The organism is Paenibacillus agri (genome assembly GCF_013359945.1).
GTDB lineage: Bacteria > Bacillota > Bacilli > Paenibacillales > Paenibacillaceae > Paenibacillus_AQ > Paenibacillus_AQ agri.
Genome location: NZ_JABWCS010000219.1, coordinates 291,764 through 311,633 on the forward strand (window position 1 = coordinate 291,764; position 19,870 = coordinate 311,633).

20 protein-coding genes and 2 pseudogenes are annotated in these 19,870 nt (G+C 45.6%); 8 read left to right on the forward strand and 14 right to left on the reverse strand.

Annotated elements, in window-relative coordinates; translation table 11 throughout:
* Positions 1–50: 50 nt before the first annotated feature.
* Positions 51–320: a hypothetical protein gene (locus tag HPT30_RS25070; protein ID WP_175374014.1), complete on the reverse strand. Its 270-nt coding sequence runs from the start codon at positions 318–320 to the stop codon at positions 51–53.
* Between the two features lie 260 nt (positions 321–580).
* On the opposite strand from HPT30_RS25070, the gene HPT30_RS25080 reads away from it, so the two are divergent.
* Positions 581–994 carry a CHAP domain-containing protein gene (locus HPT30_RS25080; protein WP_312876370.1) on the forward strand — a complete coding sequence of 138 codons (414 nt, stop codon included), beginning with the start codon at positions 581–583 and terminating at the stop codon, positions 992–994.
* Positions 995–1,154: 160 nt separating this feature from the next.
* Here the strand turns inward: HPT30_RS25080 and HPT30_RS25085 are convergent, their stop codons facing one another.
* Complete coding sequence (locus HPT30_RS25085) at positions 1,155–1,913, reverse strand: SDR family NAD(P)-dependent oxidoreductase (protein ID WP_175374015.1); 759 nt, start codon at positions 1,911–1,913, stop codon at positions 1,155–1,157.
* 248 nt (positions 1,914–2,161) lie between these two features.
* Complete coding sequence (locus tag HPT30_RS25090) at positions 2,162–3,040, reverse strand: helix-turn-helix transcriptional regulator (protein ID WP_175374016.1); 879 nt, start codon at positions 3,038–3,040, stop codon at positions 2,162–2,164.
* Positions 3,041–3,205: 165 nt separating this feature from the next.
* Here HPT30_RS25090 and HPT30_RS25095 point away from each other — a divergent pair, with 165 nt between their 5' ends.
* From HPT30_RS25095 to HPT30_RS25105, 3 genes are all read left to right on the forward strand, one after another.
* Positions 3,206–4,603, forward strand: a complete 1,398-nt coding sequence (locus tag HPT30_RS25095) for an MATE family efflux transporter (RefSeq protein WP_312876371.1) — start codon at positions 3,206–3,208, stop codon at positions 4,601–4,603.
* 188 nt (positions 4,604–4,791) lie between these two features.
* A complete protein-coding gene (locus tag HPT30_RS25100) occupies positions 4,792–5,277 on the forward strand; it encodes a DinB family protein (protein WP_175374017.1) in 486 nt (161 codons plus the stop codon).
* Positions 5,278–5,417: 140 nt separating this feature from the next.
* On the forward strand, positions 5,418–5,960 hold the full coding sequence (locus HPT30_RS25105; RefSeq protein ID WP_175374018.1) for a GNAT family N-acetyltransferase: 543 nt from the start codon (positions 5,418–5,420) through the stop codon (positions 5,958–5,960).
* A 136-nt stretch (positions 5,961–6,096) separates the two neighbouring features.
* On the opposite strand, the gene HPT30_RS25110 is transcribed toward HPT30_RS25105, so the two are convergent.
* Both HPT30_RS25110 and HPT30_RS25115 read right to left on the reverse strand, forming a co-directional pair.
* Positions 6,097–6,951, reverse strand: a complete 855-nt coding sequence (locus HPT30_RS25110; protein ID WP_175374019.1) for a hypothetical protein — start codon at positions 6,949–6,951, stop codon at positions 6,097–6,099.
* A gap of 139 nt (positions 6,952–7,090) precedes the next feature.
* Positions 7,091–7,921: pseudogene (locus HPT30_RS25115) on the reverse strand (RCC1 domain-containing protein).
* Between the two features lie 225 nt (positions 7,922–8,146).
* Between HPT30_RS25115 and HPT30_RS25120 the strand changes: the two are divergent.
* Entirely contained in the window at positions 8,147–8,857 is a 711-nt protein-coding gene (locus HPT30_RS25120; protein WP_175374020.1) for a hypothetical protein, read from the forward strand.
* Positions 8,858–8,868: 11 nt separating this feature from the next.
* A complete protein-coding gene (locus HPT30_RS30740; protein WP_312876372.1) occupies positions 8,869–9,432 on the forward strand; it encodes a CD3324 family protein in 564 nt (187 codons plus the stop codon).
* A 168-nt stretch (positions 9,433–9,600) separates the two neighbouring features.
* On the opposite strand, the pseudogene HPT30_RS30150 reads toward HPT30_RS30740, so the two are convergent.
* A pseudogene (locus HPT30_RS30150) lies at positions 9,601–9,717 on the reverse strand (AraC family transcriptional regulator); the annotation flags it as partial.
* A gap of 164 nt (positions 9,718–9,881) precedes the next feature.
* Entirely contained in the window at positions 9,882–10,643 is a 762-nt protein-coding gene (locus HPT30_RS25135; protein WP_312876373.1) for an aminoglycoside adenylyltransferase domain-containing protein, read from the reverse strand.
* A gap of 200 nt (positions 10,644–10,843) precedes the next feature.
* Here HPT30_RS25135 and HPT30_RS25140 point away from each other — a divergent pair, with 200 nt between their 5' ends.
* The gene (locus HPT30_RS25140) at positions 10,844–11,473 is read left to right on the forward strand and encodes a histidine phosphatase family protein (RefSeq protein ID WP_175374021.1); all 630 of its coding nucleotides are present in this window, start codon (positions 10,844–10,846) and stop codon (positions 11,471–11,473) included.
* A gap of 374 nt (positions 11,474–11,847) precedes the next feature.
* On the opposite strand, the gene HPT30_RS25145 is transcribed toward HPT30_RS25140, so the two are convergent.
* The 7 genes from HPT30_RS25145 to HPT30_RS25175 form a co-directional block, all read right to left on the reverse strand.
* The gene (locus HPT30_RS25145; RefSeq protein ID WP_175374022.1) at positions 11,848–12,489 is read right to left on the reverse strand and encodes a class I SAM-dependent methyltransferase; all 642 of its coding nucleotides are present in this window, start codon (positions 12,487–12,489) and stop codon (positions 11,848–11,850) included.
* A 168-nt stretch (positions 12,490–12,657) separates the two neighbouring features.
* Positions 12,658–13,869 (reverse strand): M24 family metallopeptidase, encoded by a 1,212-nt coding sequence (locus HPT30_RS25150; protein WP_175374023.1) that lies wholly within the window; start codon positions 13,867–13,869, stop codon positions 12,658–12,660.
* Between the two features lie 21 nt (positions 13,870–13,890).
* Positions 13,891–14,658 carry an amino acid ABC transporter ATP-binding protein gene (locus tag HPT30_RS25155; RefSeq protein WP_175374024.1) on the reverse strand — a complete coding sequence of 256 codons (768 nt, stop codon included), beginning with the start codon at positions 14,656–14,658 and terminating at the stop codon, positions 13,891–13,893.
* Positions 14,659–14,673: 15 nt separating this feature from the next.
* Positions 14,674–15,318 carry an amino acid ABC transporter permease gene (locus HPT30_RS25160; protein ID WP_175374025.1) on the reverse strand — a complete coding sequence of 215 codons (645 nt, stop codon included), beginning with the start codon at positions 15,316–15,318 and terminating at the stop codon, positions 14,674–14,676.
* Between the two features lie 27 nt (positions 15,319–15,345).
* Complete coding sequence (locus tag HPT30_RS25165; RefSeq protein ID WP_175374026.1) at positions 15,346–16,215, reverse strand: transporter substrate-binding domain-containing protein; 870 nt, start codon at positions 16,213–16,215, stop codon at positions 15,346–15,348.
* Between the two features lie 54 nt (positions 16,216–16,269).
* Positions 16,270–16,851, reverse strand: coding sequence for a TetR/AcrR family transcriptional regulator (locus HPT30_RS25170; RefSeq protein ID WP_175374027.1), 582 nt, complete (start codon positions 16,849–16,851; stop codon positions 16,270–16,272).
* A 324-nt stretch (positions 16,852–17,175) separates the two neighbouring features.
* Positions 17,176–18,201, reverse strand: a complete 1,026-nt coding sequence (locus tag HPT30_RS25175) for a zinc-binding alcohol dehydrogenase family protein (protein WP_175374028.1) — start codon at positions 18,199–18,201, stop codon at positions 17,176–17,178.
* A gap of 124 nt (positions 18,202–18,325) precedes the next feature.
* On the opposite strand from HPT30_RS25175, the gene HPT30_RS25180 reads away from it, so the two are divergent.
* A complete protein-coding gene (locus HPT30_RS25180) occupies positions 18,326–18,697 on the forward strand; it encodes a winged helix-turn-helix transcriptional regulator (protein WP_175374029.1) in 372 nt (123 codons plus the stop codon).
* Positions 18,698–19,870 lie beyond the last annotated feature (1,173 nt).

Here is a 19,870-nt window from a genome sequence, read left to right on the forward strand (position 1 = left end):
TCCAATGACTGCAATGGAGAGATCTGCTTCTCGAAACATTAGCTCATCATTCACACCGTTGCCCATAACAGCAACACCTCTTCTAATCTTTTCACTTCAACCACTTTATCAACCATGAACTGTCTTTCATCGTTGTATTGGGCAAGGACTGTCCCGATTGGTTTGAATAAAGTAGAGACGAACGCGTCCTTCACTACGTCACAAGGCAACTGAGCACTTTCTTGAGGTCTATTTATTGATCCTGATGCAAGCACTTCTGCCGGAATAAATGTAGTAAGGAAGAAAGCGAGAAGAACAGTTACCCATCTTTTCTGTAGCATGTTATACCTCCTTTTACAGAGTTATTCTGCTCTCGTGCTCTTAGGATCATCCAAATCTGCTGGGCATGATATTTTTGCGCATGAACTGAAACTGTAGTGTTAAAGAATTGATTGCTACAAATTCATAAATATTGTGAATTCCATGAGTGAGGACAAGTGATGAAATGGGGGAGTTAAAACATGAGTATTGAATTCAAAAAAGAGATGGGTATGACAAAATACAGCTTCAAGAAGCGGTCAATAGAATCACTCAAAATGAGGTGGGGAAAATCATTGTATCCACAAATGTTTATTACTGCTGTATGCAGGTAGGAATAGTACTGCCAATCCGATATCCGAATCGTACGTTTCGATTAGCAGGGGTTGGTGCATGGCTGGATTGGGCCCAGCTGCCTGAAACGGGATTTTTCTATCAAGATAAACAAGATGGATTTATACCAGAGCGTGGTGATATTGTCGTGTACGAAAAGCTTTTGTCCGATAATTCTCACGATCATATTGGAATTATTTTGGCATGTCATGACAACAAAATCTTGGTTGCAGAAGGTAACAAAGACAATAAAAACTATTCCAGTGTTCTATACAGGGATAGAGGTCATTGTATTCTGGGATACATCCGTATAGACAACGGTTATCATTATAATTTTACAGGAGAGTATGCGCCTATCCGTTGATTTATAATAAATACTTAGTTTGAATTTCATAGCTTATAAATAACGAGAGGGCCTGCCGCGGCGATTTTCCTTCGGTTGGTTTTAGCAAAGCTGAAGCTGAAATAAGGAACATGATGACCCATCATGTTCCATAACTTTCCACTACGATTGCAAGACAAGCCTATCGCGTGCGCTCTATATAATTATAAATTGTATCTCTCAACTCAAACTCGTAAGTCAAACCATTCACAATCCCCACAACGCTATTGCTGTCATACAGGTCAAGCATGAAATGAGCCATTTCCTTTGCGGTATGGAACTTCGGCACAGTGCCGTGATATTCGAACTCCGTGACATCGAATGAACGCTTTGCAAATTCTGTTTCTGTTGCGGCAGGTGCCAACACTTTAGCCTGCATAGGTGCACCTTGACTTTTTAACTCATGAGATAGCCCTTCAGTAAAAGCACTCACATAAAACTTGGTCGCGCAATAAGTAATGGCATTTCCCACAATCGTATAGCCGCCACCAGATGAAACATTGATTAACTGTGTTCCTTCAACATTGGAGTAGTCACGAACGAAAAGAGAGGATAGTATAGTTAACGCTTCAATGTTCAGATGGAGCATTGCAGTTATTTTATTTAAATCTTGATTTGCCACTGAAGCAAAGTTGCCAAATCCCGCATTATTGATCCAGGTCTCAATTTGGAACCCTTGAAGGCTTTCGTACAGCTTATAAGCATTCTCGGCAACGGATAAGTCAATCGTTACAATGACAACATCTACATCAGGATGAGTACGAGCGATTTCAGACTTTAATTCCTCCAACTGCTCCTGTCTTCGGGCCGCAAGAATTAGGTTTTTTCCACGAGCTGCAAAAGCTAGAGCAGTTTCATAGCCTATACCTGAACTGGCGCCGGTAACTACAGTATATTTCATGTGATCCTCTCCCTATTTTTGTATGATATTGTATTATGAACCAACAGTAGCTTGATTATATAGGTTGAAGTTTACTCTAAGTCAAATGTTTTTTTATAATCATGGGGACTCATCAATCTTGAAGATCATAGAAACTCTATTCAGAGTCAAATCGAAAACTTAACAGCCACAGAGAAAATCCTAAAAGACAAAATTGCCGCTTACAAAGACTTCGTTAGTAAAGGGGCAGACCCTAAGAGAAAGTACCATTACGAGAACTGCTGACGGTACTTCCGCGGCGACATTCCTTCGATTTTCGCAAAGCTGGAACTGAAATAGGGAACATGATTGAAGCCCACCTCTTCAGCAATGCGGGCCACCGGATAATCGGTCTGCATCAGGAGGAGCTTGCTTTGCTGAATCCGGTAATGCAGCAGATATTCCATCGGCGAGCAGCCGTATTCCTTGCCCATGCACCGTGCGATATAGACAGGATGGAAATTCAGATGCTCACCCAGCCGCTTGGCGGTTATGTCTTCACGATAATGGGTGCGCAGGTAGGAGGCGGTCTGTTCGGCGCATGCCCGGGAGGGCGTGCTTCGTTCACTATTCAGGGAAGCCGTCAGATGCTGAATGACCTCCTGGAACAAAAGCTGCTGACGTAGCGGTGTAGCGCTCAGATGGGCGCTGGGTCCGAGCTGAATGAGCTGGTCCAGCAGGCTCTGAACGGTCTGCGGCTGCCGCAATGCAGCGTACTGCGGCAAGCTGAGTGTGAACGGGCGGACCTCGAATAGCTGCGAGTTTTGAAGCTCACTGCCCATAGGGCTACCACCCTTCAGAGGCTCGTACTCATCCGACACACTCCAGCAGCCTCCTGTATGAAAGTGCAGCCAATAATACGTAGTTCGTTCCGTACAATCCATTGTGCCGAAATGATGGTTGCCCGGACGAAGGATCAACATCTCCCCCGCCTGCACCTCAAAGCGCATGTTCTCTTCTCCCATGTATAGACAGCCGCTTTTCACGACTAACAGATCGAATACACCGATGTGATGGCGCCCGATATGGCGGTGGCCCGCTTCGAAATAATGCAGCCCGCTTACAATATAATGCAGCATCGGCGGGACGGTGAAATGCAGAATAGTCACCCGGACAACTCCTTTCGTTCAGGTTGGAATATTGAAAGTTTTGGTTGATTATGTGTACTTACATCTGATCGTTTTCCTCTATAATCATATACTAGCCACAGAGATAAATCATGTCAATGTAGACAGAACATCAGGGTTGGTATACTTGCAAGGAGGGTTTGTTTTGTGAAAAAGAATACTGGGGGATTTGGACTGTGGATGCTGGCCTGGCCTATATTCCTGGAGATTTTTCTCCAGACGTTGCTGGGGACGGTGGATACGCTGATGGTCAGCCGGATTTCGGATGATGCCGTTGCGGTTGTCGGGATCTCGAACCAATTATTCGGTGCTTTAACCACGTTATTTACGACTTTTGCCGGAGGCGCGGGTATTCTGATCGCCCAACGGATGGGCTCGAAGAAGATCAAAGAGGCACGTACCCTGGCGATTATGGGGGTGTCAGCGAGCTTTGTTCTCGGTATTGCCGTTAGCATCTTTCTATTGTTCTTTGCTGCTCCGATCGGAGGACTGCTGAATATTTCGGGCGATCTTCTTCCGCTTTCCAATATATATATTTCGCACGTGGGCGGCGGCTTGTTCATGGTCGGCCTGATCGCTTCACTTGGAACAGCGATTCGTAATACCGGGAACACCCGGGGGCCGATGTATACGGGTATATTGGTGAATGTCGTTCATATTATTTTGAATTATCTCTTTATTTTTGGTGTAATGGGCATGCCGAAGCTGGGACTTGCGGGAGTGGCGATTTCCACGATTATAAGCCGGGCAATCGGGTTGATCATGCTGTTCGTGATGTTCAGACGCGCATTTGAGATCAGAATCGGGCTGAAGGATTTTCTTGTTTTTGACAAGCGATTGTTCAGGGAAATCCTGAAGATTGGCTGGCCGCTTGGCGTCAATTCATCCTGCTGGGTGTTCTCGCAGCTAATCGTATACTCTTTCCTGGCGGTGCTTGGCTCAGAAGCTCTGGCTGCACGCACCTATCTGAATACGCTAGAATCCTACTGTTTCACCTTGGGTTACGCTGTCGCCTTAGCGGCACAGATTCAAATCGCCCACTTGTACGGAGGAGGAAAGACGAGGGAAGCCTACAAACTGGCCTATCGCACCCTGCTCATTGGGCTTGCAGTTGTGATGGGCAACATGCTGCTTCTCTTCCTGTTCGGACGACAAATATTAGGGCTCTTTACTCAAGACCCGGGAATCCTTGCACTTGGTGTGTCGCTGCTGGCAATCAATCTGATTCTGCAGCCGTCCAAAATGCTCAACATGGGCATGGGCAACGCCCTAAGTGCCATTGGCGATACCCGGTATATGATGTATACGTCTATTGCTTCTATGTCGTTGATTGGCGTTGGTTGTTCCTACGTATTCGGGATTTGGGCAGGATGGGGGTTAATTGGCATTTACTGCTGCATGATTGCCGATGAGCTGGTTAGAGGTCTGTGCGTCCTGCTGCGCTGGCGCGGTCAGAAAGTGCTGCGGAAGGCCGAAGCCGAACGGCTTGAACCTGCCGGCACTCCGCTACCAGGGAATGGTGCAACAACCTCATTTTCCACTTGAAAATGCAGAGGAGAGGGTCCGGCACGGGCGCTCTCTTTTTTTATAAAATAATGCTTTCACTGTGCCACTTGCGTGAGAATTATCTCTATAGTCATCGGCGTCCTTGAATGTCTTGCCAATCGTATAAAAGGATTTTCCAGCACGTTCATGGAATAGATAGGGATCAATAATGCTAAGGGGTAAGATCAATGGAACATTACTTATTTTATCAATCGGCTTATGTACGGACACAACTGTTAAAGAGCCTGGACGGAATAGATGAGGCTACAGCCTTACGCATTCCGCAGGGCTTCCGTAATCACATTCTGTGGCATTTGGGACATGTATACACATTGAATGAACGTTTTGCTTTCAAAAATATCGGGCTGCCAATGCATTTGCCGGATGGCTTTCTGGAATTGTTTGAGAACGGCACGTCCCCGCTCAATGAACCTGTATCATTGGCATTTCCGAGTCTTGAAGAACTGAAGTTACTTCTGCGGGAGCAGCCGCAGCGCATTCAGCGCATTTTGGAAGATCGCTTGCAAGAATCGATCGTGCCACCGTATACCACATCTGGCGGGATGAGACTAGGATCAGTTGCGGAATTCCTCAGCCTCAATCTGTACCATGAAGGCCAGCACCTGACTGCTATTAAATTGTACAAGACGCTGCTCGCGGCATTACCTTCCTAATATAAAATGGTATAATTTTCATATATGAAGGGAATGAGAACAATGTAGTTCACAACCAGAAATATAAATCCTCGCGCAAGACCTCCACCTCTTTTTTTGCGAGGGCTGGAAGATTTTCAATTTACTTCAGGAGGGTTTATATGATTAATAACATTTGGACTGGCGATAAAGTTAGATTACGAGCGATTGTACCTACCGACTGGGAAAAGTTCCACAATAATGATCTCGATTCTGATAGTGCCAGACTTTGCGATGTGATCTACTTTCCAAGGTCTGAAGAAGGTACGAAGAATTGGGCGGAGCATCAAGCGTCAAAAGGGCCAGAGGGTGATAGCATCATGCTAGCGATTGAAACGCTCGACGGCAATCTTGTAGGCAGTATTAATACGCATGGCTGTGATACGCGGCATGGGACTTTTAAGTATGGTGTAGCCGTTTTTCGAGAACACTGGCGTAAGGGCTATGCTTCTGAAGCAGTTACGATCCTGTTACGCTATTATTTCGAGGAGTTACGTTATCAGAAAGTGACCGCACATGTCTATGCTTTTAACGAAGGTTCGATTGCCCTCCAGGAGCGTCTTGGATTTGTACAAGAGGGCAGACTAAGGAATATGATTTATTCCAAAGGACAACACTTCGATGAATATGTATTTGGCTTAACGAAGAGTGAATTCGAAAGCTAAAGAAGTTAAGGGAACAGAGTGGCTGCCAATTTCTTGGCAGCCACTTTGTTATTGATGATCGTAGATGTGGTTAGTTTTGTGTCTTCACCACCAATACATGATTCACAACAGTTACAGGAGATACTCAGATCGAACTTTAGATGGACTTCGAGCTCCCTAATGTTCGTACGAAAGCGTCTATATTCTCTTTTAACGTATCAGCATTTCGCAGTCCAGCTTGGTCGATCAGATCGTTAATATCTTTGACAAATGCAGTCCGGCTGGCGGTAGAAGCCTTCTCGAATCTGTTCACGCCAGTGAAATCCCATACTTGGTTCGCAGTGTCCTCTCTGTATTGCTTTACCCAATCGTTACGAGTCGATACTTTCTTAGCGAAGTCGATTAGGACGCTTCCCCAGTCTTTGCCGTTATTGATCGCATCTTGCAGCTTGTTCAATGTTTGTGGCTCAAAGGTCTGCATCATCGCGGTTAAGCCGATATAGTCTTCCGGAGCTCCAACAGGCCGCTGGGGAGGGGTAGCATAGTGGATCTGTTTGGTGTCAGGAACTACGGTTCTGGTTGTGGAGATGGCTCCAATTTGCCGGAAGGTCTTCATAAATTCCGCCGCTTCATTATCTTTCATGTAGTTGTCTGCAATGAACTTGGCTTGAGTAAGCCCTAAATCTAATAACGCTGCTCTGTCGTCTTTGTCAGTTACGTTTGTGATGAGGTTGGATTGAATGATGCCGTAGACGGCTTCTTTTACCTCCGAGGGCTGATCTTTGAGCAGACGGTTCAATGAATCATTGATTTGAGTGGTTCCAAAATAGATGGCTGAATGGTTCACAATATCGGATGCAGCCAATTGTCTGGCCGCTGGACTGATCTCCACTGTGTCGTCCTTGTGTGAAAGTTCGGGGATTGTACCTGTCACCAAAGACGGTTTATCCGCTTGCTGTTTTAAGTTTATGTATGGTTTTAACTCCGGCAGGGTAGAGCTAACAATTTGCATTCCTTAAACACCTCTCCCGTTTATTTGTTCAGACAAATTCACTCTATTTGTATTATCGGAACAAAATTCCATATTTTTCATATTTGCAGCACAAAAAAACAACAGGCAACTTATTAACGCCCGTTGTTTTTTACATTACTCATAGATGCCAACCACTTACATCGCATTGGCCATATTCATTATCCCCCACAGCAACTACCATGCCGTCCGATTTAAGGCCGAGTGTATGAGCGCAACCAGCCGCCACCGCCACAGTATCGCACCAGTTGCTCACATCACATTGGCCATATTTATTATCGCCCACAGCCATGACTGTTCCATCTGATTTAAGCCCGAGGGTATGATAACTACCCGCCGCTATCGCCACAATATCATGCCAACGGCTAACATCGCATTGGCCATGCTTGTTGCGACCCACAGCCGCCACCGAGCCGTCCGCTTTAAGCCCCACCGTATGAAGGTAACCCGCAGCGACCGCCACAATATCACGCCAGTCACTAACGTTGCATTGGCCCTACTGGTTATTACCTACAATCGTCACTGTGCCATCCGATTTAAGTCCGGCAGTATGCCAGTCACCCGCCGCAACCGCCACAATATCACGCCAGTCACTAACATTGCATTGGCCTTCATTATTTCGACCCACAGCAACCACCGAGCCATCCGATTTAAGCCCGACGCTACGACGCCAACCCGCCGCAACGGCCACAATATCGCGCCAATCACTAACATTGCATTGATCATGCTTATTCCAACCCACAGCAACCACCGAGCCATCTGATCTAAGACCGATTGTATGAGCATTACCCGTGTTCGTCGCCATATGAACATTACCTGCCGCAACCGCGACAATATCGCGCCAGCCGCTTACATCACATTGACCACATTTGTTATCACCCACGGCAACTACCGTTCCGTCCGCTTTAAGCCCAACGGTATGACGGCGACCCGCCGCAATTACAACGTTCATCAGTCTCACTCCGTTTCTTTTTCACATGCGCGATCACTTGGCGAAGAGCTTCACCCCATAAGACAAGCGTACTATGCTGTGTGAAAAGAATCCAATTCTAAAAGTATGTAAAGTTCATTTAAGATGTTCATTGCCTATCTCCTAGTTGTTTCCAATGTTAAGATTTCAATATTAGATGCGCAGATGATAACCCAATAATTAGAGTACGAGAGGGGAAGTTATAAGATGAGCAAGGACAATACACTTAAGTCGATACTTTCGGAAAAGGTAAGTATGACACCGACCGGCTTTATAGCAGATCAGTTAAGCCCGCAGCAGTTTGCGGATCACTACGAATTGTTTTTTGACAAGATATTTGACATCAGCTCATCCGATATTTCGGGTATAGAGGGGTATGGGGAATTCGACGAGGAATGCAAAGTGGCCTATGGAACCTGCAGGGAGTACCTGATTGATAACTTTGCGGATGATCGTGAGGGGTATTGGCTGAACTGGAGAGAGATGTTCGAAACAACGGTCTTGAAACGCGAATTCTTTGAGACTTACTTCAAGGAAATGGAGAAGCGGATTCCTTATTGTGAAGGACAACGTTATCTGGTGAATAATAATACGTTTTTTGAGAATACGATCACAGATGGAAAGACTACGGTGGGATTCCCTGACTGGAGCCGGTCCGGCATTTGCGATTTCCTATTGGATTTTGCCATTATGGATTTGAATAAGCCATACTTAAGAATTCCAGAATTGTTGGCCGAGTATAGTAAGAAAAGGGGAATCGTTATCCCGGATTACAAGGAAAGATTCCTGTGTATGGCGTATTATAAAGGAATCGATGTCCTGCGCTGGCATGCATCTATTGATGACACGGAATCCTGCAGCTCGATTGTGAAGTCGATCAGTGAATTGAAAGACCGAATGGATGCTATCTCTATATAGATGGTGATGAGATGAAATATGAAAATGCTGGCGATGTACTGCCGGCGGAGCTACTCAAAGAACTGCAGAAATATGCGGCAGGCAAGCTGCTGTATATTCCCTCCGGGGAGGAAAAAAGAGCCTGGGGCGAAACGTCAGGTTACCGGGAGACCTTGCAGAAGCGCAATCTCATGATTCGCAATAAGTATGGTCATGGAGTGACAGTGTCGGAGCTTGCGGATGAATACTTTTTATCCTTGGATTCCATTAAAAAAATCATCTATTCTAAGAAAAATGACCTACACATCACGTACGTTCCCACTTTAGAATCTTCAGTACAGTATTCGAATGCCGGGATGCTGGAAGAATGGATTCACTGTTATCTGCTGCTTACCCGAAACGCTGCTTCTATCTTGCATGACTTCGAGGAGGAAAAACCCCGGTATTATGGTGTTGTCAAGTTTCCACTGCGGCTCATTCAGCGGGACGGGGTGGAGAGTGGGGGAGACGATCATATCATCGATGATGCAGTGACTCATCCTCCTTTGCTAATTCGGTACGAAGCAGGTAAATTTTATTGCATTGCACAGACATAGCTATTGGCCATATTAAAGCAGCGCAAAGTAAATGCTTACCCGACCATTATTGTGTTGAACGGAAATGCCGATTATAAAAGTTTTATGAAGCACTATGGAACTGTATTGTTTTTTTGCAAATAAAAAAGAGCGACACGAAGTGCGAGACACTCGTGTTGCTCTTTTTTTCTAAGAAACAGGTCTTTTAACGACAGGAATCCAAATTTCCATTTCATACATGTTGTTTCCACGATCGTACGTCATTTCAAACTCGGGAGCGTTCGTGTTTTCGTAATTGGAATTCGGAAACCATTCTGATCGTAATCAATTTCTTTAGACAGGTGTGTTTCGATGTATTCCATTGCGCTGTTCATGCGGTCCATCCAATCCATTCCATTCAGATCCTCCTTTCAAGTTTGATTATAGGGTGCGGGAAGAAGAGGAGCCTTGCATTCCTTGCACAAAAAATATCATGTTCGATCACCGGTGAGCTCCTGATGTATTTCCAACAGCATATATTCGGCAAACTCCGAAAGTTGGGATGGAGCTATACTCTTATTTGCTCTCACTCCTGCATACTCCTCTAAATAATTTTGAACCAGGGGCTGGTACTTGCTTGGCAAGTTCTCAGTTCCCCAGGCTCCCCCTTCTTTCTTTGAAGAGATCTTGCCTTCCTTAATAAAATAAAGCACTCTACATAAATTTAACGTTACATACATCGGTTTATCCAAAATCTCTTCGGATGCACATTCAATGTCGTACAGGATGGAGGCAAGATAGTGTTGTCTGTTAATTGGCGGATAACGCTCTGAAAGTGGCTTGCCATATAAAGTTCTACCTCTGTGGTAGGCTACGGCTATTTGAGAGGCTAAGTCCTTATCCTCATACCCTCCACACAAATAATGTTCGTTATTCCGATACTGCTCTCTATGAAAATCCGAGAAATGATACTCGCAGGGTGTTGGATACACAAATTCAGTTAAATGCTCCTCCAGAATGATGCTGCATTCAATACTATTTCCGCTATCGTCATGGAGGAATAGTAGTCTTTGTGAGATCTGTTTTGCGGAGAAGAGGGATAATGTTTCTTTTATCACAATCAATACATCAATATCGCTCCTTGAAGGATTAAAACAACCCATCGCCAAAGAACCATGCAAATAGACCCCAACTAAATTGTCACCCAACTCTTCAACAAATAATGACTGTATTCTGTCTAAAACCACTTGCACCTGTATAGCTTCCCCCTATTCTAATAACCAGTATAATTGTAAAAGAATAGTTGAGTCTGAAGTAGGCAAAAAATAAACATAATTAATATTGGTACAACAAGAAGGGTTAAAGTGTAGGCATTCTCTATTTACGGTTCGATTGAGGATTTTATCAATTTATGTTAAAAATGTTGTACTGACCCATAGAGAGGGGATTTGAGATGAGAAAAATCTATATTATTCAACATTGCCAGTCAGAGCATCACATCAACAATATGTCGGGCGGTTGGACCGATACGCCTCTGACTGAATTAGGGGAGAAGCAGGCTGAGCGGATTGGACTAAAATTAAAGAGTGAACTAGCTAGAGAAGAGTATGTTTTGTACGCTTCAGATTTAATGCGGGCCAAGCAAACGGCAGATATTATTGGAAAGCATCTAGAACTAAATGTGATTGAAGAGGCAGGCCTGCGGGAAATCAATACTGGAGCTGCAATTGGCAAAACAAAAGAGTGGGCAAAAGCGAATAGAAACCCTATGGGGGAACGCGGCTTCCACATCGATTATCAGGAGTTTCAGGACGGGGAGACCTGGAGAGAATTTTATGTGCGCGTTTCCGATTGTATGGAACGAATCATTCATACGGAACAGAAAAATCTAATTATAGCGACGCATGGCGGAACATTAGGCTATATCATTGCTTGGTGGATGGGCTTTAACATCGATATGTTGGAGAAAGCACACTTTAAGGCTTCGGTGGGCAGTATTTCACTTTTGCAGACAAATGGCTATCAACAACATGAGCTGCACATCTTTAACGAGACCTCACATTTATTTGAGTTGAAGAGTTAACTTGATAGGTTGCGTTAAAAGCAATCCCTGCCTGAGTTGGGAAGGAGATTCTTCTAATCCCTTCCAAATAGTAAATAGCGGCATTTTTGTACCTTAAATCGGTTGCAGCTAAGAATATTTCCTAATTAAGTGCAATTTTGTATGTTAATTCTTCCATATTATCTTCTTCAGTGCATTTTTCAAAAATTAAGATACATAAATGCTCTTATATTCCTATTTTGGGTGGATTGAGGGGAATTAAGGTACGAAAATGCTCTTAGTTGGTGATACAAGGATACTTTTCATCGTGAAGAAGGCTGGGGGTATGGCCAACTGCGGCCTAAAGCCTCAGACTTCACCGGAGAGGCATCTAGTCTTGTGTTTGGATCATAATTTCACTCTATATAGATAGAGTTATTTGCCCTGACCACAATATATCTCAATTCAATGAAGGTATGACTTTGATTGTGGTAGCTTAGTTGTTCTTTTAGCTCTCCGCAGTCAACGATTTTGAAATGAACAAAATGGTCTCTTAAATCTTGCTCGGTAAAAAAGTGAGCGATCTTGTCTTGTTTATATTCGTATGTACCTGGCTCCACTTCAAGTCCCTGCTTATTGTTATGGTCTTTATCTGAAAAAACGGTGAAGAAGGCAATGCCGTTGTCTTTCAGCGCTTTTTTACAGTTATCTACTATGAGGTGTCGCTCCTCTTGCATAAATAAGTGAAGGAGATTATAGCAGTATATCCCTTCATATTGCTCATCTAATTTGAGGTCTAACACAGAGTCATGAATGAACGTTGTTGTGCTATCAAATTCTTGAGCAAGTCTAATCGCGTGCGAGGAGATTTCAATCCCGTCCACATGAAAATGTTTGGATAACTCTTTTGTATTTCTGCCATACCCGGCTCCGGGAACTAAAATTCTATTAAGATGATTTTGATTGAATAATGAAATAGCTTTGTAGACGCTGTTACTTGGTTTATCGCCCCAAATTTTTTCTTCACTCTCAAATCTTTTTTCCCAGTAAGCCTGCATTAGGTAGTACCTCCTTAATATTTAAATTGGAATCCGTTTACAATATACCATGTCTTGTTGAGGCTAAATGTTAGAATAATTACAGCAGAGGCTGGACAGGCAAAAGAAAAGGACAAAAGAGCTTGTAAGAGCGCCTTTTGTCCTTTTGTTCATTATAGCAAAGTTCAGTTACAACGATATCAAATCGCGCGACAGCTTGTTGAGCCGCTCACAGCCGTTGTCTGTCACCAGCACCATATCCTCGATCATGATCGAACCGATGCCGTAGCCGTAGTACGGGGTCTCCAGACAAATGACCATACCCGGGCGGAAGACGGTTTCTTCCGATGGACTGAGGAAGGGAGCTTCCTCGGCGGCAAGGCTTAGTCCTGCGCTGTGTCCCAGATGACCACGATTATAATTCGGGATTCCGGAACGGCGGATCAGTGGCATCACTTCGCCAAAAGCATTTTTCATCGGCAGGCCGGGTTCGATAATCTCTAGCAGCCGATCGTGTCCGGCCCGCAGTGCGCCATAGATGCGCCTAACTGTATCCGATGGGGAGCCAAGCACAAAGGTGCGCGCGATATCTGAGCCATATCCAGCCACGTCGACGCCGACATCGAACTTGATGAGATCACCTGGCTTGCTCGGACGATTATCGAAAACATGTGCAGGCGCAAAGTGATCTCCGACCGAAATCATATGAAAACGGGATTCGAAGCCGTCCGCATGGGTCAGCAAAGCGAGCCGGAACGCATCAGCAATTTCTTTTGCCGAATGACCAGCTCGAATCCCCTTAATCGTCTGAGTGATGCTGATCTCTGCGTATTCGCAGCTCTTGCGCAATTGCGCGATTTCCCAAGGTGTCTTGAGCGACCGCAGCTCGGTAAGAATCGGGCCTGCTTCGGCCAGTTGTAGACCGGGAATGGCTTCGCGTAGCGCAGTTACAGCAGGATAGCGCATGGCGCTCAGCTCTACAGCAATACTGCCACTGTCTACACCATATTCCGCCAGCACTTGCCCGAGCAGTCCGAACATCTCCTGCACTTGGTGGTTCACCGGCCGTCGCCCTTCATACTTGGCACCGCGCAGTCCGAGCGGATCGTCGACGTCGACCCAGGTCGGGTACGTACGCAGCTCACATTGTGGTAAGTCAGCCGGAACACCGGCCGCTTCGAATTCGTTCATGATGATGACCGTAGGCCGGTTCGGATCACGGAACATGACAGCCAGCGCGACTTCGCTCATACGTAGCGTATACATGAACGTGCTGGGGTGTCCGGACAAGTAGTAGAAATTTTCACAGCTTGTCGCCACGAGCGCTTCTACATTTTCTTTTTCCATGATTGCCCGCGCCCGTTCCGCGACGTCTTTCAAATGCTCTGCTTTGCTGGGCATCCCATTGTTCACTCCCTTGAATCAAACTTGATACTCTATGTCTGGCACGCCTTCGATCTGACGCAAGAATTTGCGTGCCCGTTCTGTCTTTGGCTGTTTGAAAAATTGCTCTGGCGTACTTTCTTCCTGAATCACACCATCGCTCATAAAAATAACCCGGTTCGCCACTTCCCGTGCGAACTTCATCTCATGAGTGACGACGATCATTGTCATGCCTTCCTCTGCTAACTGCTTCATAACGGCCAGCACTTCGCCCGTTAGTTCCGGGTCCAGTGCGGATGTCGGCTCGTCGAACAGCATGATTTCTGGCTGCATAGCGAGTGCCCGGGCAATCGCAACCCGCTGCTGCTGTCCGCCGGACAGACGGGAAGGGTACTCATCCCTTTTGTTAAGCAGCCCTACTTTGGCCAGCAGCGCTTCTCCGATTTCGACGGCCTCTGTGCGGCTCATTTTTTTGACAATCGTCGGAGCCATAATGACGTTCTCCAGGACAGTCATATGGGGGAACAGGTTGAACGACTGGAACACCATACCTGTGGAAGTGCGAATTTTCCGGATCGCTTGCTTCTTGCTGCTCACATCCATCGAGAAGTCCCATGACGCATCTCCGATCACAACCGATCCCGCGTCCGGTTCCTCCAGTCCGTTCAGACAGCGCAGCAGTGTGCTTTTCCCGGAGCCGCTGGGACCGACCAGCACCACGATTTCGCGGGGATGAATATGTAGATGGATATCGCGAAATACGACGAGATCGCCGAAGCTTTTGCCGAGTTGCTTAACCTCGATCATGAACATCACACGCCCTTAATAAGCTTTTGATAAACGGTTTTCGATACGGTTCAAAATGAATGAAAAGAACACACTCATCACCCAATACATAATAGCAATAGCGATATAAAACGGCATAGCTACATAATACTGTGCAATTAACAGTTGTGCGGAGCGCAGAAGCTCGGTTACCGTCACGACGGACACCAGCGATGTCTCCTTCAGCATCCCAATAAACGTGTTGCCCATCGGTGGGATAGCCACCCGGGCTGCCTGTGGCAATATAACCCGCCGCATCGTTTGCCAAGACGTTAAGCCCAGTGACTGCGCAGCTTCCGTCTGTCCCTTAGGTACAGATAGAATCGCACCACGGAAGGTCTCGGACAAGTAAGCACCAATGTTGATGCTGAGTGAAATAAAGGCCGCAGTGAGCGGCCCGAGTGTAATCCCGTAGTCGGGGAGTCCGAAATAGATAATGAAAATCTGAACCAGAATCGGGGTGCCGCGAACGATGGACACGTAGCCTTTGGCCAGACCGCTAAGCAGCCAATTTCCTTTGAGACGGGCTAGGGCGAGGAGCAACCCAATAATCAAGCCGAAGAACATTGAGACGATTGTGATCAGCAGCGTATAATACGCGCCTGTCAATAGAAATTGGAAGTTCTGTAACACCAGTTCCATGCCGTACATCCTCCACGTTCACACTAATTAGATGTTAGGGTCGACTTTAAACCATTTTTGGAAAATCTCTTTGAACGTCCCGTCCGTCTTCATTTCATCCAGCGCTTTATTGATGGCATCCAGCAGCTCCGGATTGTTCTTGCGAATCGCGATACCCGCAAAGTCCTCTTTAATCGGCTCACCGACCGCCTTGACGTTGAAGTGATTTTTCTCAACCAGTGGCTGGATGGCAAAAGTGTTATTGATTGTAGCGTCGATGCGGCCAACGTTCAGATCCTTGAGCGAGGTGATCACATCGTTGTACGTAGCAATTTCAAACTTGCCGACTTTCGGCATGGCTTCATCGCGCAAATATTTCTCATCGTTCGTGCCGAGTCCGACACCGATCTTTTTACCTTTGAAGTCTTCAAGACTTTTGATGGTTGTGTTGTCGCTTTTGACGATTACGTTGACGGCATTCTTGATGTAAGGGGTAGAGAAGTCCATCGTCTTTTTGCGGTCATCTGTGATGGTTACTTGGCTAACGAGCGCGTCGTATTTGTCCTTTTGCAATCCTTCGATCAGCCCGGAAAATTCGCCAGTGATGAATTCAGCTTCAACGCCAATGCGTTTGGCTACAGCTTTGGCAACGTCCGCATCGAAGCCGTCGATCTCATGCTTGTCATTGAGGAAGTTGTATGGGGCATAGGTGCCCATGAGTCCGATTCTGATTTTGCCTGCTTTCTTGATCTGCTCAAGTGAGTTGTCGGCGGTTGCTGTTTCAGCTGGTTTGTTGCCGGCATTGGCATCTGTAGCAGCTGGCGTCGCTGTGTTGTTGGTTCCGCAGCCTGCAAGTGCGATCACAAGCACGCTCAGCAGTGAAGCAGATTTTAAAAACTTGTTTAGTTTGATTGTCATTACAATGGCCTCCTTGGCACTCTTTGATGTTGTTATACACGATCTTGCTATAAGTTATCCGAGCAAACCCCGGAATTCGAATTTAGCGGTTTCTTCGGCTATGGCAGCGGGGGAGTAGGGTGATTGGTAATCAACGTCGTGCATTGGCCCGAACAGCCACTTGGATAGCACCCCGGTAATTAAACAGACAAGAATGTTAGCTCGCAGTGCCAGGTTGTTTGTTTCAGGCAACATACCCAGCTCTACGGCCCGCTCGATATTACTCTTGAACGCTGCTTCAAAGGCAACCCAAGTTTGAGAGACGGCTTCCCGGATCGGTTGATCCGCGCCCTGGCCTTTCATAAGCAACAGCGCCATCAAATCCCGGTTCTGGTGTGCAAAAGTGAACAAATCTGTAAGCAGTCGTGCAGATGAGCCCACCATGTCATCTACCGTACCCGCATGCTTGCGGTAACCTTGCTGGATGACCTGAATCAGCTTTTCTTTGCCATCTTCAATCAGCTCCAGCGTGAGTTGTTCCTTACTTTTAAAATGCCAGTAAAACGTGCCTTGCGACACTCCGGTGGCCTTAACCACATCAGAAATTTTGGTTCCGTGATATCCCTTACGGGCAAATAAGTCTAGTGCCGCGGCCATCAGTTGCTGGCGGCGATCCTGATCTTGTTCCTCTACAGCAGGCAGATTCCATCGCTCCTCTCAACCCGACTGATTAGTCAGTTGGTTAATTCCGATGGGCTTACTATATTTAAATTTTAGATTTCTGTCAAGCATAAAATGCGGATTTTGTCGAACTGTGAAAGTGGTTATGGATTAGCTTGTCCTGTGGGAAGAAAAGTTATCCAGATAGGAAAGAGGGGATGAAGCCCGATGGGGGAGTAGTACTAACCTTTTTTCTAAAATGAAAGTGAAAAGCCGGCCTGGCGAATTAGGTCGTCGGTCGACTTTCTCATGTGTTTTATTTTAAAAATGCTCTAGCACAATCTTGCCAATAGCTACTCTTGATTCCATTTTGGCATGAGCGAGCTTGAGATTCGCGGCATTGATCGGGGACAGTCGCTCGGTGACTGTAGTCCGGATTTTTCCTTCGTCGATCAACTCAGCCATCTGATTTAATAAATGATGCTGTTCGGTAATATCTTTCGTTTGAAAAGTGGAGCGAGTGAACATATTCTCCCAGACCACTGTAACGCTTTTGCCTAAAAATTGACCCAGTTCAACAGGCGGATCATTATCAATGATAAAACAGATTTTTCCCTGCGGAACAATGACCTGAGTTAAACGGTTCCAGTCTACTTTGTTCAGGCAAAAGATATAGTCAACGGTATCCAATCCGTGCTGCTGCAATTGGGGCAGGAAGTCCTCGTAATGATTAATCACAATCTCGGCTCCAAGCTCTTTGACCCACTCTGCGGATTCTGGACGTGATGCTGTGCCAATGACAGTGAGTCCTGCCAGCTTGGCAAGTTGAACTGCGATAGAGCCCACGCCTCCGGCAGCTCCGATGATAAGAATGGATTTATTTCGGTTGATTTCGGGATTATGTGGAATCCCCAGACGATCAAACAAACTCTCCCAAGCGGTAATCGTCGTTAGTGGCAATGAAGCAGCTTCCGCGAAGCCGAGCGTCTTTGGCTTTCGGCCTACAATTCGTTCATCCACCAAATGAAATTCACTATTGTTTCCAGGTCTAATCACACTACCCGCATAGAAGACTTCATCTCCTGGCTTGAAGAGTGTACATTCAGGACCCACTTCAACGACGACGCCTGACGCGTCCCATCCGAGAATATAAGGACCTTCAGTCGCTGGATTGTATTGACGTACAACTGTATCGGCAGGATTGACAGCGATGGCTTCGATTCGGATAAGCAAATCATGGCCTTGCGGTGTAGGGACAGGAATTTCGAGGTCTAACAGACTATCTGGATGTGTAATTGGTAAATACTCATAATATCCAACAGCTCGCATGGATTTTGAGTTTTGCATATGGGAACAATCCTTTCTTTTCTTATGGAATTGCGCTGTACTATTTTAGTATAGTTTAATAAGTTATATACAAAAAGTACGCAAAAATAGCATACCAAGTATCCAGTTAGATACTATAGAAGGGATGAATATTGTGATAAGCTCCTCAAGTACACGCTGTCCGGTTGAAACCACCCTAGGCGTAATTGGTGGTAAATGGAAAGGCGTCATTATATATTCTCTGCTCGGCGGGACCAAGCGTTTCAATGAGATTCGCAAGATTTATCCGCAAGTAACCCACCATACACTTACTTTGCAATTAAGGGAGCTGGAGCGGGAAGGTCTCATATCAAGAAAGGTCTATAATCAAGTTCCACCCAAGGTGGAATATTCGTTAACGGAGTTCGGGCGGACGCTAGAGCCAATGCTCCTTATGATGAAAGAATGGGGATACCTGTACGAAGAGCGGGTGAAGGCGAATAATGAAGTAGTGGAAGAAGAGCCTGAATTGTATTGAGGTGGGCGGTTAGTTTTACTCGATAACATAGGGGCGATTATCATAAAAATCCATATTATCGGCGGTTCAGGAAGCGGGAAATCCTATATAGCCTCGCTATTAAGTCAAAAGCTCCATATTCCGCACTATGATTTGGACGATTTGTTTTGGGATAACGAATCCGCAGATTATGGGGTAAAAGCTTCAGAGGTTGAACGAGATCACAGGCTAAGAGAAATTGTCAGCCAAGACTCATGGATTATTGAGGGCGTATACAGATCATGGGTAGAGCCAAGTTTGTCCGCTGCAGACCAGATCGTTGTTCTGATGCCTCCCTTGTCTGTTCAAGAATCGAGAATTTGGAAGAGATATGAGGAGCGGATTTTTGGGAGTGTTCCTGGTAAGAAACGCGAGACGCTAGAGGATGTTCAGAGGCTTATAACGTGGAACAGAGAATACAATCTGAAGAAGCTACCTCACTTTATTGCCCAGTGTAATTATAAGGACAAGATCATTCACGTGAATGATAATCTAGAATTAATCGAGCAGTTCTGTAAAAGAGAGTAGGGCAGTACTCCAAAGTGAAGGTTGCAAAATAACCTGTTCCACTGACTCTGAGATACCTTTAAGGGGGACTGTACCTAGAGGGGCTATTCGAAAAGTTAACGGCCCTTTCAAGTGGATAGGATGAAACAAAAATCCATGAAACGGCATTGATCTTAAACGGAGAGCTCTCCTTACGGTACAGGTGCAACACCAGTAACGGCAAAGAGGGCTTTTTCATGCTATTTAGAACACATTAAAAAAACAAAACATAGCCAAGCGAAAAGAGAGCTTATATAAGAAGGAAGGATCGAAGTGTAATTAACGGCATTTTCGTACCTTAAATCCTCTGCAGCTAGGGGTTATTGGAGATTAGGTGCAATATTGTACCTTAAATCTTCCAGCCCCCGTCCAGCGTGCTTTTTCGGAAAATAAGATACAATAATGCCCTTATTTGACTAAATTGACTATAATAATGAAAAATAAGGTACAAAAATGCTCTTAGTTGGAGAGGTGGCCCCTCTTTTTCACTCTTAAGACGATTGGTGAAGGGGAATATACCGCTTCTAGTAGTTGAAATCCGACGACAATCTATGTTCCGGTGCTAGCTTTCCTATGGAAAGCTTTCAAGCGAGCGTTTTGTGCCTACAA